The organism is Cryobacterium sp. TMT1-2-1 (assembly GCF_004403955.1).
GTDB classification, from domain to species: Bacteria; Actinomycetota; Actinomycetes; order Actinomycetales; family Microbacteriaceae; genus Cryobacterium; species Cryobacterium psychrotolerans.
Window position 1 is genome coordinate 12,637 of sequence record NZ_SOHC01000029.1, and the last position, 12,284, is coordinate 24,920.

The 12,284-nt window shown below is 68.1% G+C and carries 16 protein-coding genes; 6 read left to right on the forward strand and 10 right to left on the reverse strand.

Going from position 1 to position 12,284, the window contains the following annotated elements; genetic code table 11:
- Positions 1-161: 161 nt before the first annotated feature.
- Positions 162-1,694, reverse strand: coding sequence for an amino acid permease (locus E3T33_RS05035; RefSeq protein WP_092323880.1), 1,533 nt, complete (start codon positions 1,692-1,694; stop codon positions 162-164).
- Between the two features lie 130 nt (positions 1,695-1,824).
- Between E3T33_RS05035 and E3T33_RS05040 the strand changes: the two genes are divergently transcribed.
- Positions 1,825-2,652 carry an aldo/keto reductase gene (locus E3T33_RS05040; RefSeq protein WP_092323879.1) on the forward strand — a complete coding sequence of 276 codons (828 nt, stop codon included), beginning with the start codon at positions 1,825-1,827 and terminating at the stop codon, positions 2,650-2,652.
- Positions 2,653-2,665: 13 nt separating this feature from the next.
- Here E3T33_RS05040 and E3T33_RS05045 read toward each other — a convergent pair whose 3' ends face one another.
- The 5 genes from E3T33_RS05045 to ectB form a co-directional block, all read right to left on the reverse strand.
- Positions 2,666-3,004 (reverse strand): hypothetical protein, encoded by a 339-nt coding sequence (locus tag E3T33_RS05045; protein ID WP_134574902.1) that lies wholly within the window; start codon positions 3,002-3,004, stop codon positions 2,666-2,668.
- Between the two features lie 194 nt (positions 3,005-3,198).
- Complete coding sequence (gene rpsO, locus E3T33_RS05050) at positions 3,199-3,468, reverse strand: 30S ribosomal protein S15 (RefSeq protein ID WP_066594293.1); 270 nt, start codon at positions 3,466-3,468, stop codon at positions 3,199-3,201.
- Positions 3,469-3,754: 286 nt separating this feature from the next.
- Positions 3,755-4,384, reverse strand: coding sequence for a vWA domain-containing protein (locus E3T33_RS05055; RefSeq protein WP_134574903.1), 630 nt, complete (start codon positions 4,382-4,384; stop codon positions 3,755-3,757).
- A 255-nt stretch (positions 4,385-4,639) separates the two neighbouring features.
- Entirely contained in the window at positions 4,640-5,755 is a 1,116-nt protein-coding gene (locus tag E3T33_RS05060) for an AI-2E family transporter (RefSeq protein WP_092323874.1), read from the reverse strand.
- Positions 5,756-5,844: 89 nt separating this feature from the next.
- Positions 5,845-7,104, reverse strand: a complete 1,260-nt coding sequence (ectB, locus tag E3T33_RS05065) for a diaminobutyrate--2-oxoglutarate transaminase (protein WP_198417247.1) — start codon at positions 7,102-7,104, stop codon at positions 5,845-5,847.
- A gap of 247 nt (positions 7,105-7,351) precedes the next feature.
- Between ectB and E3T33_RS05070 the strand changes: the two genes are divergently transcribed.
- A complete protein-coding gene (locus E3T33_RS05070; protein WP_198417248.1) occupies positions 7,352-7,636 on the forward strand; it encodes a DUF6457 domain-containing protein in 285 nt (94 codons plus the stop codon).
- A 69-nt stretch (positions 7,637-7,705) separates the two neighbouring features.
- Here the strand turns inward: E3T33_RS05070 and E3T33_RS05075 are convergent, their stop codons facing one another.
- Positions 7,706-8,158: a PaaI family thioesterase gene (locus tag E3T33_RS05075; protein WP_092323872.1), complete on the reverse strand. Its 453-nt coding sequence runs from the start codon at positions 8,156-8,158 to the stop codon at positions 7,706-7,708.
- Positions 8,155-9,042, reverse strand: coding sequence for an LLM class flavin-dependent oxidoreductase (locus E3T33_RS05080; RefSeq protein WP_134476545.1), 888 nt, complete (start codon positions 9,040-9,042; stop codon positions 8,155-8,157). The genes E3T33_RS05075 and E3T33_RS05080 overlap by 4 nt, the downstream gene beginning before the upstream one ends.
- 101 nt (positions 9,043-9,143) lie before the next feature.
- On the opposite strand from E3T33_RS05080, the gene E3T33_RS05085 reads away from it, so the two are divergent.
- The 3 genes from E3T33_RS05085 to E3T33_RS05095 all read left to right on the forward strand — a co-directional run bounded on the left by E3T33_RS05085 (position 9,144) and on the right by E3T33_RS05095 (position 11,045).
- Positions 9,144-10,241 (forward strand): M4 family metallopeptidase, encoded by a 1,098-nt coding sequence (locus E3T33_RS05085; protein WP_092323869.1) that lies wholly within the window; start codon positions 9,144-9,146, stop codon positions 10,239-10,241.
- A gap of 9 nt (positions 10,242-10,250) precedes the next feature.
- A complete protein-coding gene (locus tag E3T33_RS05090; protein WP_092323868.1) occupies positions 10,251-10,520 on the forward strand; it encodes a protealysin inhibitor emfourin in 270 nt (89 codons plus the stop codon).
- Between the two features lie 99 nt (positions 10,521-10,619).
- A complete protein-coding gene (locus E3T33_RS05095; RefSeq protein ID WP_174775332.1) occupies positions 10,620-11,045 on the forward strand; it encodes a pyridoxamine 5'-phosphate oxidase family protein in 426 nt (141 codons plus the stop codon).
- A gap of 69 nt (positions 11,046-11,114) precedes the next feature.
- Here the strand turns inward: E3T33_RS05095 and E3T33_RS05100 are convergent, their stop codons facing one another.
- Positions 11,115-11,522, reverse strand: a complete 408-nt coding sequence (locus E3T33_RS05100) for a pilus assembly protein CpaE (protein WP_134574904.1) — start codon at positions 11,520-11,522, stop codon at positions 11,115-11,117.
- A gap of 58 nt (positions 11,523-11,580) precedes the next feature.
- On the opposite strand from E3T33_RS05100, the gene E3T33_RS05105 reads away from it, so the two are divergent.
- The gene (locus E3T33_RS05105; protein ID WP_241982827.1) at positions 11,581-11,823 is read left to right on the forward strand and encodes a DUF167 domain-containing protein; all 243 of its coding nucleotides are present in this window, start codon (positions 11,581-11,583) and stop codon (positions 11,821-11,823) included.
- Here the strand turns inward: E3T33_RS05105 and E3T33_RS05110 are convergent.
- On the reverse strand, positions 11,820-12,191 hold the full coding sequence (locus E3T33_RS05110; protein WP_092323862.1) for an FKBP-type peptidyl-prolyl cis-trans isomerase: 372 nt from the start codon (positions 12,189-12,191) through the stop codon (positions 11,820-11,822). The two genes, E3T33_RS05105 and E3T33_RS05110, sit on opposite strands and share 4 nt — an antisense overlap.
- Between the last annotated feature and the right edge of the window lie 93 nt (positions 12,192-12,284).

Consider the following 12,284-nt stretch of genomic DNA (forward strand, 5'->3'; position numbering starts at 1 on the left):
GCCAACTCAGGAGAATCGGGGAAAACGGCCGGAATTCGCCCGTTTGCGCACCATTCCCCCGGAATCTCCTGAGTTGGCCACCGGGCCGTCGCGACAGGAGGTGGCCGAGGTCGAGCCCGCCGAGAACACGGTGGCGGCGGGCTCGATTCACCGGTGACGCACTACTTGCGGAGCGAGTCTTCCTCGGCGATGGCTTCGTCGCGGATCGTATCGTCGAAGATCCGCTTCGCTTCGATGCCGACAACCGAGTGGCGACGGCCGTACGCGAAGTACACGATGAGCCCGATCGCGAGCCAGACCGCGAAACGAACCCAGGTCAGCGTGGTGAGGTTCAGCATCAGCCAGAAGCAGAGCACGGCGGAGAGGATCGGCAGGAACGGCGAGAACGGCACCCTGAACGCCCGCTTCAGGTCCGGGCGCTTCTTGCGCAGCACGACGACGGCGATGCTTACAAGCACGAAGGCCGACAGCGTGCCAATGTTGATCATTTCCTCGAGCACGCCAACGTCGGTGAGCCCGGCGATCAGGGCAACGGCCAGGCCGGTGATGATCTGGATGCGCACCGGGGTGCCGCGCTTGGCGGAGGTCTTGCTCAGCGACCGCGGCAGCAGGCCGTCGCGGCTCATCGCGAAGAGAACGCGGGAGAGGCCGAGCAGCAGCACCATGATCACGGTGGTCAGGCCCACCAGGATGCCGACGGAGATGACCTGGGCGGCCCATCCTGCGCCGACCGCGACGAATGCCGTCGCGAGGGACGCGTTGGGGTCGTCGGCGAGCACCGTGTAGGGCACCATGCCGGTCAGCACGAGGCTGACACCGATGTAGAGCACCGTGACGATGGCCAGGCCGGCGAAGATTCCACGCGGGAGGGTCTTCTGCGGGTTCTTGACTTCCTCCGCGGAGGTCGCGATCACGTCGAAGCCGATGAAGGCGAAGAACACGAGCGAGGCGCCGGCCAGCAGACCGAAGATCCCGTACTGGGCGGGCGCCGCTCCGGTCATGAAGGAGAACAGCGACTGTCCCCAGGCGTCGCCGTCGCCGCCCTTGGTGGGAATGGCGTCCGGGATGAACGGCGTGTAGTTCTTGATGTTGATGAAGAACGCGCCGACGACGATCACGAAGACGACGATCGCGATCTTGATCAGGGTGAAGATGCTGGCGACGCGCGCGGAGAGCTTGGTGCCGAAGACGAGCAGGGTCGTGAAGATGGCGACGATGACGAACGCGCCCCAGCTCACCTTCAGGCCGACCACATCGATCTCGGCGGGGATGTCCCAATTCCAGAGCGCGAACACGTTACTGAGGTAGATGCCCCAGTACTTGGCGATGACGGCCGCGGCGGTCAGCATCTCGAGGATGAGGTCCCAGCCGATGATCCAGGCGAGCAGTTCGCCGAGCGTCGCGTAGGTGAACGTGTAGGCGGATCCGGCGACCGGAACGGCCGACGCGAACTCCGCGTAACACATGATCGCGAGGGCACAGGTGAAGGCCGCGAGGATGAAGCCCAGCGTGACGGACGGCCCGGCGTAGCTGCCGGCGGCCTTCGCGCCGACCGAGAAGATACCGGCCCCGACCGCGACGGCGACGCCCATGATCATCAGGTCCCAGGTGCCCAGCGTGCGTTTGAGGCTGTGGCCCTTTTCGAGGGAGTCCGCGATGGAAGATTCGATACTCTTGGTGCGCCTGAGGCTCATGGCGGGGTAGTGTCCGTTCAGTTGGTCGTCCGGCTTCCCTGCCGGGCAAACACCAATCCTAGGTGTCGCAGTGTCCCGCGTTGACGGGGCTACGGAATTTGTCCGCGACCATCCGCTTCGAAAGGACCTCATGAACGCACCGCTCCTGCCGCTGGGCAATGGTCGCAGCATCCCTCAGATCGGGCTCGGGACCTGGCCGCTGGACGACGCCGAGGTGGCTCCCGTGATCGTGACCGCCATCGAGGCCGGGTACCGGCACCTCGACACGGCCGTCAAGTACGGCAACGAGGCCGGCGTCGGCCGCGGCATCCGGGACAGCGGCATCGCCAGGGGCGAGCTGTTCGTCACGACGAAGCTCAATGGCGTCTACATGGGCGACGACAAGGCGATCGCCGGGCTCGATGAGTCCCTCACCCGGCTGGGCCTGGACTACGTGGACCTGCTGCTGATCCACTGGCCGGTGCCGCAGCGCGGCCTCTTCGTCTCGACCTGGAAGACGTTCGAGAAGCTGGTGGCGTCCGGGAAGTCCAGGTCGATCGGGGTGTCGAACTTCAAGCCCGCCCACCTCGACCGGCTCCTCGCGGAGACGGACATCGTGCCGGCCGTGAACCAGATCGAGCTGAACCCCTACGTGACCCGCGCAGAGCAGCGCGCCTACAACGCCATGCATGGCATCGTCACGGAATCCTGGAGCCCGCTCGGGCAGGGAACCGAGCTGCTCAGCGAGCCGCTGCTCGGCTTCCTCGCCGAGAAGTACGAGAAGACCCCCGCCCAAATCGTGCTGCGCTGGCACATCGAACTCGGCCTGGTCGCCATCCCGAAGTCGAAGACCCCGGAGCGGATCCGCCAGAACATCGACGTGTTCGACTTCACCCTCGACCCGACGGACGTCGAGGCGCTGGCCGCGCTCGATCAGGGACCGGATGCCGGCGTCGACTCGGACGTGATCGGGCACTGACAGAGCGCGCGGATCAGCGCGCGTAGATGTCGTCCCAGCCATACTCCATCGCTGCGCAGGCATCGGCGTATTCCCGCTCCAGCTGCGTGGACAGGCTTCGCGCGCGGTCACGCAGCTCCGAGAGCACGTCCGTCGAGTCCGGTTCCGCCGCCAGATCCTCGGGGATGCCCGTCAGTGCGCTCCGCGAGCCGACGATCAGTTGCACCGTCACCGTTCTCGCGTCGTTCTTGACGGCCCGTTCCACCATCTCGGAATTGTCTCCGTCGTCAAAGGAGGCGACGAGAAGCAAGAGGGCGTCCGCGCCTTCATCCGTGGTCAGGAAGGACTCTCCGGAATATGAAACCTGGTTCATGATCTTCTCCCCCGGTGCATTGTTCGTGCCTGCGCCTGATCCGGAGTTGGAATCCGGAACGGCGCTGGCGCCACGCTAGCATCGGCGACGGATGCCCGCAGTCGGCATGAAGGGGGACAGCCGCGGGCCCTCGAGCGGGGAAAACAAAACGGGCCGCCACCCCAAGGTGACGGCCCGTTCGTAAGAAGATCGCGTTATCGACGAAGGCCGAGGCGCTCGATCAGCGAGCGGTACCGGTTGATGTCGACATCCGACAGGTAACCGAGCAGACGGCGACGCTGTCCAACCAGAAGCAGCAGGCCACGACGTGAGTGGTGGTCGTGCTTGTGCTCCTTGAGGTGCTCCGTCAGGTCGAGGATGCGCTGCGTGAGCATTGCAATCTGGACCTCGGGGGAACCCGTGTCGCCTGGGTGGGTAGCGTACTTTTCGATGATCGCCTTCTTAGCATTAGCTTCGAGTGCCATAGATGGGATCCCCTTTCTCTCACTGCGCGGTGCCCGGGGCAGAATGCCTGGGCTCTCTTTGTCCGCGGCCGTTAGACGGCAACCTGAAGAGTTTAGCAGAGTCGGATGCCCGGGCTCGCTCCCTCGGGCACCGGACCCTGGCGGCTGGCGGCTGGCGGCTGGCGGCTCAGGCCGTGACGGCCGCGGTGCATAACTCCGCCAGATCTGCGGCGGTCGCCGGAACAACCCCGTGATTTCGCCGGCTCAGGACGCGGGTTCGAAATTCTGGCGGAGTTATGCGCAAGCGTCACTTCTCCCCCGTGGCGGCCTTCCGCTGCTCCGACGAGAACGCCCCGTCGACGCCGGTGCGAGAGCGCTTGATGTAGTCGTTCAGGCTCGCACTGAGCCCGGCGACACCGTCGGGCACGGCCGCGTAGGTCATCGACTTGTCGGCCTGGAAGCCGAGGTGGGCCCCGGTGAGCACGGCGTCCTGGTTCGCGCCGAGGAAGACGAAGTCCCAGTTGAAGTCGTTCGTCTGCTGCCGCACGAGCGTGCGCACGGATTCCGCGGTCCACTCGTGGCTCGAGTTCTCCTCTCCGTCGGTGGCCACGACGACCTGCACCGTGCCGGGACGCTGGTCTTCGGGCAGCAGGGCGAGGCGCCAGCCGAAGGTCGAGACGGCGTGGCCGATCGCGTCGTAGAGGGCCGTAGCCCCGCGGGGTTCCAGCGCGACAACGACGTTGGCCGGGTCGGCGAAGGTGGCCTGCGTCTCGATCTCGGTGTCGAAGGTCACGATGTCGACGCTGAGCCGGCCGGCCTCGGCGGCCTGGTCGCGCAGCATCGATTCGAGCCCGCCGACCATGTCGTTCCGAATCGTCGTCATCGATCCGCTGCGGTCGATGATGAGCAGCAGTCCGGTGTAGTTGGGGTCGGTCATGGGAGTCTCCTGTCGCGTGGGTGTGCGCCCGCGCCACGTTGGCCGGACCCGGCGTCGCAGCTACAACCGCAGGACGACTCGTATCCCACATGGTGCAGGGGACGACCGACATTCCTTCCGATGTGCCGGGTCGGAAGCGTCGCGCGGGTAGTACGCCGCATCGCGTGCGATGCGCCACCCGCGCAGCGGCGTGCCACCCGCGCAGCTCGGAACCGGCAGCCGAACAGCTTCCGGTACGCGGCGTTGCGGACGACGCTACACGCTCGCGGCCCGCCGCTTGCGGGGCGCCCGCGCGAGGAGGGATTCGTCCGGACCGTTCCACACCTTGAGGATCGCCCAACCCACCGCCGTGATCGGCACCGCGAGGACCGCCCCGGCAATGCCGCCGAGGATCGTGCCGGCGGTCAGGGCCACCAGGATCACCAGCGGGTGAAGCTTGAGGGACTGCCCCATCACCAGGGGCTGCAGCAGGTCCCCCTCCAGCTGGTTGACCACAATGACGATGCCCAGCACGATGAGGGCGACGACCGGCCCGTTGGCGACCAGCGCGACGAGTGCGGCGAGGATACCCGCGACCGTCGCCCCGATCAGGGGGATGAAGGCGGTGAGGAAGATGATGACGGCCAGCGGGAGCGCCAGCGGGACCTGGAGGATCGCCAGCCCGCCTCCGATCGCCACCGCGTCGACCAGGGCGATGATCGCCGTGCCTCGCACGTAGCCGCCGAGCACCCGCGGCGCGGTGTCCCCGATGCGGCGCATCCGCTCGAGGCGCTCGCCACGGAAGGGGCGCAGGAAGAACGCCCAGATCCCGTCGCCGTCTTTGAGGAAGAAGAACAGGATGACCGCCACGAGCAGGATCCCGGTGATCGCCTCGGCCGCGGCGGAGACCCCGGCAATCGCACCGGTGCCGAACTGGCTGCTCGTGATGAAATCGACGAGTGCCGCGCGTGCGTCATCCAATTGCGCCTGGTCGATCGGGATCGGCCCGTCGGCCAGGAAGGCCTGCAGCTCGTCCAGGCCGTCAGAGCCGGCCTGGGCCAGTTCGCCCCACTGGTTGCGCACGGCGAACACGATCAGGGTGATGATCCCGCCGAAAACGAGCACACCGGCGAGCAGCGTGAGCCAGGTGGCGAGCATCGCCGAGAGGCCGCGCCGCCGCAGCCAGCCGACGAGCGGGGCGATCGCGGCCGCGAGAATCACGGAGATCAGGACCGGAATCACCACGAGCTTCAACTGCACCAACCCGAACACGACCACCGAGGCGAGCGTGATCACCAGGATGAGCTGCCCGCTGCGGATGCCGAGGCGCCCCAGGCGGTCCGTCCAGGGTGCTCGAATGGACGGTCGGCCGGTGTTGTCGTCTTCTCCCATGGTGCAACCTTAGACAGGCGGCGGGGCCGACGACTCCTGTCGTGCGGCCTGCCGTGAATCGCCCTGGCCGAGGACCGACCGCCTGACCTTTAGCCGAAGACCGCCGCGACGGATTCGTCGATGATGCCGAGCCCGCGCTCGAGTTCCTCGTCGGTGATGGTCAGTGCGGGCAGGATCTTCATGACCTCGCCCTCCGGACCCGACGTTTCCATCAGCAGGCCCCGGGTGAAGGCCTCGGCGCAGACCCGGCCGGCCAGGTCACCGTCGGCGAACTGCAGCCCGCGGGCCAGTCCTCGTCCCTTCGCCACGAGGGCATGCTCCGGGTAGCGGGCCGCGATGGCGGCGAAGCGTGCCTGCACGGTCTCGCCCCTGGCGAGCGTCGAACGCTCGAGCGCGTCATCCGACCAGTAGAGGCGGATGGCCTCGGCCGCGGTGGCGAACGCGGGGCTGATGCCGCGGAAGGTGCCGTTGTGCTCCCCCGGCGCCCAGATGTCGAGCTTCGGACGGATGAGGGTGAGCGCCATCGGCAGGCCGTAGCCGCTGATCGACTTCGACAGGCAGACCATGTCGGGCACGATCCCGGCTTCTTCGAAGCTGAAGAACCCGCCGGTTCGTCCGCAGCCCATCTGCACATCGTCGAGGATCAGCAGCACGCCGTGCTCCCGGCACAGCTCGGACAGGCCGCGCAGCCACTCGGCCCTGGCCACGTTGATGCCACCCTCGCCCTGCACCGACTCCACGATGACCGCGGCCGGCTTGTCCAGCCCGCTGCCGCTGTCGCCGAGGAGGCGTTCCAGGTAGGCGAAGTCGGCGCCGCCCTCGAGGTAGCCGTCGAACGGCATCGGCGTCGTGTGCACGAGGGGAACGCCGGCGCCGCCACGCTTGAGCGCGTTGCCGGTCACGGCGAGCGCGCCGAGCGTCATCCCGTGGAAGGCGTTCGTGAAGTTGATGACGCCGGTTCGGCCGGTCACCTTGCGGGCGAGCTTGAGGGCAGCCTCGACGGCGTTCGTGCCGCCGGGGCCGGGGAAGACGATCTTGTAGTCGAGGTTCCGCGGCTTCAGGATCAGCGAGTCGAAGGTCTCGAGGAAGTCCCGGCGCGCGGTGGTGAACATGTCCAGCGAGTGCATGACCCGGTCGTCGCTCAGGTAGTCGATCAGGACCTTCTTGAGTTGCGGGTTGTTGTGGCCGTAGTTGAGGGCGCCGGCGCCGGCGAAGAAGTCCAGGTAGCCGCGGCCGTTCTCGTCGTACATGGTGCTGCCGACGGCGCGGTCGAACACGACCGGCCAGGACCGGGAATAGCTCCGGACCTGTGATTCTCGCGTGGTGAAGACGTCAGTGATCATGGCCATGGGAGTTCCTCCGCATTTGGGGTGATGGCCCGGCCGGCCGATCGGGTGGAGCGGCTCGGCATCGTGGGCGTCCGGGAAATTTGTTCTTCGAAAGTGAGCTCGTGACGACCCGGTCGTTGTCGGCATGCGCCCCTTGAGCCTATGCACTCCCCCTCCGGATGGCTAACCTTGGCGGGGGGCCGCTCGGCCGCCAGCACCGCCGCAGCCAGCACGGCCGCAGCCATCACCGTCGCCAAGGAGTAGCGCCATGCCAGAAGACACCGCACCAGTGTTGCCGCCCAGCCCCGCGGCATCCGGCCCGGCCGTGCTCGACGAGTGGGTCACCCGACTCGTCCGGGAGCTGGGTCTTCCGGCCGACGTCATCAACGTCGCGCTCGTGCTCGACCTCGCCCGCGACGCAGCCCACGGCGTGGCCCGTCCGGCCGCGCCCCTCACCACGTTCCTGGTCGGCTACGCGGCCGCCCTCGCCGGCGGCGCCCCCGACGACGTCGAACGGATCGCCGCGATCGCCACCCGGCTCGCGACCGAATAACCCCCGCGAAACCGCAGTTGTGCGCGCTAAAACGCCCGAATAACGCGCACAACTGCGTTTTCGCGGGGGTCAGCGTTCGAAGATGAGCAGGGTCGAGGTGGCGGTGGCGTAGACGCGGCCCCGGGCATCCGTGAGGGCCGCCTGGGCGAAGGCCGCTCGTCGGCCGAAGGAGATCAGCGTCGCCTCGGCCCGGACCGGCCCGGTGTCGGCGGTGATCGGGCGGTGGAACGACACCTTGAGCTCCAGGGTGGTGTACCCCTGCGTCGCGGTCAGCCGCGAGTGCGCCGCGCAGCCGCAGGCACTGTCGAGCAGCGTCGCGGCATACCCGCCGTGCACCGTGCCGATCGGGTTGTAGGCGTGCCGCCCGGGCACACTCTCGAAAACGGCGCGTCCCTCCTCGGCCTCGACCAGGGTGAAATCGAGCGATTCGCCCATCCCCGGGCGACGGCCGGAGGCGATCATCGCGCGGAGCTGTTCGAGGCCGGAGAGCCCCGGGGCGATCTCGTCGAAGAGGGAAATCATGCGCGTCGCCCTTCCAGGGTTGAGGCCACGCGTTCGAGCACCGACTCGCGGCCGGCGTAGATCCCCTCGGCGCGCGGCCAGTGGCTGATCACATCGGTGAAGCCCAGTGCGTCCGCGCGGCCGACAGCGTCGTCGAACGCGTCCACGCTCTGCAGCGAGTATGCCCCGTTGCTGTCCAACGAGAGGTAGCGCTCGATCGACGCCGGATCGCGGCCCGCGGCGAGCGCGGTGTCGTCGAGCCTGGCCGTGAGCGCGGCGACCGAGGCCCACCAGTCCTCACCGGTGGCACCGTCGGCGCCCGTGGTCACCCACCCGGCCCCGTGCTCGGCGACCAGGCGCAGACCCTTCGGCCCGTTCGCGGCGATCACGAACGGCACCCGGGGATGCTGCGCCGGCCGGCCGACCATGCGCGCCTCTACGGCGCTGTACCAGTCGCCGTCGAAGCTGATGCCGCCGACGCCTTCCTCGTGCCGGAGCAGCTGGTCGAGGGCCCGGACAAATTCGGCGAACCGTTCGTGGCGCTGGCGGGGCGTGTACCCGGGCTGGCCGAGCACCGACGCGTCGAAACCGGTCCCGCCCGATCCCACGCCGAGGGTGAATCGCCCGCCGGAAATGTCGTCGAGCGTCGCGATCTCCTTGGCGAACGGGACGGGATGCCGGTAGTTCGGCGACGACACGAACGTGCCCAGCCGGATCCGGCTCGTGAGCGTCGCGGCGGCCGTGAGCGTGGGCACGGTGGCGTGCCACGGCTCGTCGGCGAGCGTCCGCCAGGAAAGGTGATCGTAGGTCCAGGCATGGTCGAAGCCGTACTGCTCCGCCGCCTGCCAGCGACGCCGGGCCTCCGGCCACGAGTCCTGCGGGAGAATGACGATTCCAAAGCGCATGCAGCGAGTCTACGGATGCCGCAGCGGTCCGCTCTCGTGGCTGCATGCGCCCGGTGCTACCTTGTGGTGCGACGCCCGCCCGGGCGCGAGGGAGCAAACCGATGAAGGCCACGGCGCGATGCACGATCGTGCCCCCGTACCTGCTGGTGCGGCTGGCGCGGCTGGACGACCCGCGCTTCGCCGCGGCGGCGGAAGCGGCCAGGCAATCGCTGCTCCGCGACATCCCGCTGCGCGAACATCGTGCCGCGGCGCATCCGCTGCCCCCGGCGCTCGCGGTTCGCGCCGGTGCGGCCAGGCAGCGCGGCCGGATCGACCGCAGCATCTGGGATGCCGTGGGCCTGGAACGGCTGCCCGGGCGCCTTCTCGCCCGCGCGGAGGGCTGGCCGCCCACCTCGGACCCCGCGGTCAATGAGGCCCATGACGGCCTCGGTGAGACCCACACCCTGTTCTGGACGCGATTTGCGCGGGACTCCATCGACGACCGGGGGATGCCGTTGGAAGCAAGCGTGCACTACGGCCGGAAATACGACAACGCGTTCTGGGACGGCGAGCGCATGGTCTTCGGTGACGGGGACGGCCAGGTCTTCAACCGGTTCACGCTCTCGCTCACGGTGATCGGGCACGAACTCACCCACGGGGTCACCCAGCACACCGCGAACCTCACCTACGCGGGCCAGTCGGGGGCGGTCAACGAATCGATGTCCGATGTGTTCGGCTCGCTCGTCGAGCAGCACGCCAGGGGCCAGACCACGGCGGAGGCGAGCTGGCTGATCGGGGAGGGTCTGTTCACGGAGCAGGTCCAGGGCGTTGCGCTGCGGTCGATGAAGGCGCCCGGCACCGCCTACAACGACGATGTGCTCGGTAAGGACCCGCAACCAGGCAGCATGGCGGGGTACATCGACACCGAAGACGACAATGGGGGCGTGCACCTGAATTCCGGCATCCCGAACCGTGCGTTCTACCTCGTCGCCGAGGCCCTCGGCGGCAATGCCTGGGAGGCGCCGGGGCAGATCTGGTACGACACCCTGACCGGCGGCGCCCTGGGCAGGCGGGTCGACTTCGCGGGTTTCGCTCGCGCGACCGAGGCCGCGGCGGCGGCGCGCTTCGGCCCCGGTTCCCGCGAGCATGCGGCCGTGCGCTCCGCGTGGCACGAGGTGGGTCTCGGCCTGTCGCTGCCTGCGCGAGCGCCCTCGGAGTAACATTCCCGCATGAAGGTCATCGTCTCGCGGAGCGGCGGCATCGCCGGCATCCGGGTCACCTGGGAAGTGCAGGTCGACGAGCAGCCGGATGCCCCCAGCTGGCGGGAACTCCTGGACTCGCTGCCCTGGGGCCAGGCCGAGGAAACCGCCCCCGAGCCCGACCGGTATGTGTATCGCATCCGGTGCGCCCCGCACGAGGTGGTGCTGCCGGAGCCGCAGGTGGCCGGGCCGTGGAAGGACCTCGTCGACCGGGTCAGGGCCGTCAACGAGGGTCGGTAGCGCGCGGGCGATGCGCGGCGCATTTCGTGGCGTGGTTCGTGGCGCGTTTCGTGGCGTGGTTCGCTCGCACGGACGCTCCTCCCGTGGGACGATGTGCACATGGCTATCAACGACTTGAACCCGGTTGAGATTCTCAGCGACGACGAATGCTGGGAATTCCTGCTATCCGCCAACCTGGGCCGCCTGGCGGTGAGCGTCGTCGGCGAACCCGACATCTACCCGGTGAACTTCGTCGCGTCCGACAAAAAACTGCTGTTCCGCACCTCCGAGGGCGAGAAGCTGCTCGAACTCACCGTGAACAACAAGGTCGCGTTCGAGAGCGACGGGGTCGGCCGGGAGCAGGCCTGGAGCGTCGTGGTCAAGGGCACGGCGCGCGTCCTCGAAACGCGGGCGGAGATCGACGCCGCCGAACAGCTGCCACTCCGACCGCTCGTCCCCACCCTCAAATACATCTGGGTCGAGATCACGCCCGCCAGGATGTCCGGGCGTCGTTTCACCCTGGGCCCCGAACCCGAACGGTTCTGACCCGAACCGGTGCCGGCAAGCGGTGCCGATCAAGCGGACCGGTCAAGCGGACCGGACAAGCGGTACCGGTCAGGCGGACCGGGTGAGCAGCGCCAGGAGCGCCGCGCCGTAGGCATCCGACGCATCCGCGGCGTCGAACGCCGTGCTCTCCCCCGCGACCTCGACCTCCACTCGGTAACCGGCAGCTGCCAGCCGGTGGAGCGAGCGGAAGGTGCCCCGCAGCAGCTCGCGCAGCTGGTCTTCCCGCGGCAGCCAGAGAGCGTGCTCGAGGGCGAGGGAGTCCAGCGCCCATTCGGTGGTCCCGTTGAACCCGAGGATCGTGCCGGTGTCGAATTCGTGGGCTTCGATCGTCATCTCGCTCACCGTGAACACGTCGCTGTCGAAATCGGGGCGTTCGATGCGGAACGAATCCCCGGAGACCGGATGCCAGTGCAGGCCGGCCTCGCGGAGCACACGGGCGTTTTCGACGGAAATCATGGGACACTCGATCCTGGCGTTTGCCTCGACGACGCTGCCTGCACCGGAAGGACCGTACGTGACCCCAGCGGTGAATCTCACGGTACGCGTGAAGCCGGGCAGCCGCAAAGGGCCGCTGGTCGTGACGGAGGATTCCGACGACGCGTCGCTGACGGTGTTCCTGCAGCAGCGGGCGGTCGACGGGGCCGCGAACGACGCGCTCGTCCGATTGCTCGCCGCACACTTCGGTGTGGCCCGGAGCGCGGTGCGCATCATCCGGGGCCACACCTCACGTGTGAAGCACGTGCGGATCGAGTCTTAGCTCACACCGAGCAGGTCGATCACGAAGATCAGCGTCTGGCCGGACAGGCGGTGGCCTCCGCCGGCGGGGCCGTAGGCCAGCTGCGGCGGGACGACGAGCTTGCGGCGTCCGCCGACCTTCATCCCGGGGATTCCCTGCTGCCAGCCGGCAATGAGCGAGCCGAGCGGGAAGTTGATCGACTGCCCGCGGTTCCAGGAGGAGTCGAATTCGTCACCGGAGTCGTACTCGACGCCCAGGTAGTGGACGTCGACGGTGGCGCCGGGCGTGGCCTCTGCGCCTTCCCCGACGACGATGTCAACAATCTCGAGCTGTTCGGGCGCGGGGCCCTCCGGGGCGTCGAGTTCGGGCTTTGAGTTCAAATCAGTCATTGCACCATCCAACCGGATTCCGGGCCGGATCGCACACCGGAGAATTCCTCCTTGCGCGAACGGGGTCGCCGGGTGCAGGCTGTAACCAGACAA

Bases quoted from the DNA above. Each gene is read 5' to 3' on its own strand.
- E3T33_RS05035 (WP_092323880.1), bottom strand. From the start codon at position 1,694: ATGAGCCTCAGGCGCACCAAGAGTATCGAATCTTCCATCGCGGACTCC.
- E3T33_RS05040 (WP_092323879.1), top strand. From the start codon at position 1,825: ATGAACGCACCGCTCCTGCCGCTGGGCAATGGTCGCAGCATCCCTCAG.
- E3T33_RS05045 (WP_134574902.1), bottom strand. From the start codon at position 3,004: ATGAACCAGGTTTCATATTCCGGAGAGTCCTTCCTGACCACGGATGAA.
- rpsO (WP_066594293.1), bottom strand. From the start codon at position 3,468: ATGGCACTCGAAGCTAATGCTAAGAAGGCGATCATCGAAAAGTACGCT.
- E3T33_RS05055 (WP_134574903.1), bottom strand. From the start codon at position 4,384: ATGACCGACCCCAACTACACCGGACTGCTGCTCATCATCGACCGCAGC.
- E3T33_RS05060 (WP_092323874.1), bottom strand. From the start codon at position 5,755: ATGGGAGAAGACGACAACACCGGCCGACCGTCCATTCGAGCACCCTGG.
- ectB (WP_198417247.1), bottom strand. From the start codon at position 7,104: ATGGCCATGATCACTGACGTCTTCACCACGCGAGAATCACAGGTCCGG.
- E3T33_RS05070 (WP_198417248.1), top strand. From the start codon at position 7,352: ATGCCAGAAGACACCGCACCAGTGTTGCCGCCCAGCCCCGCGGCATCC.
- E3T33_RS05075 (WP_092323872.1), bottom strand. From the start codon at position 8,158: ATGATTTCCCTCTTCGACGAGATCGCCCCGGGGCTCTCCGGCCTCGAA.
- E3T33_RS05080 (WP_134476545.1), bottom strand. From the start codon at position 9,042: ATGCGCTTTGGAATCGTCATTCTCCCGCAGGACTCGTGGCCGGAGGCC.
- E3T33_RS05085 (WP_092323869.1), top strand. From the start codon at position 9,144: ATGAAGGCCACGGCGCGATGCACGATCGTGCCCCCGTACCTGCTGGTG.
- E3T33_RS05090 (WP_092323868.1), top strand. From the start codon at position 10,251: ATGAAGGTCATCGTCTCGCGGAGCGGCGGCATCGCCGGCATCCGGGTC.
- E3T33_RS05095 (WP_174775332.1), top strand. From the start codon at position 10,620: ATGGCTATCAACGACTTGAACCCGGTTGAGATTCTCAGCGACGACGAA.
- E3T33_RS05100 (WP_134574904.1), bottom strand. From the start codon at position 11,522: ATGATTTCCGTCGAAAACGCCCGTGTGCTCCGCGAGGCCGGCCTGCAC.
- E3T33_RS05110 (WP_092323862.1), bottom strand. From the start codon at position 12,191: ATGACTGATTTGAACTCAAAGCCCGAACTCGACGCCCCGGAGGGCCCC.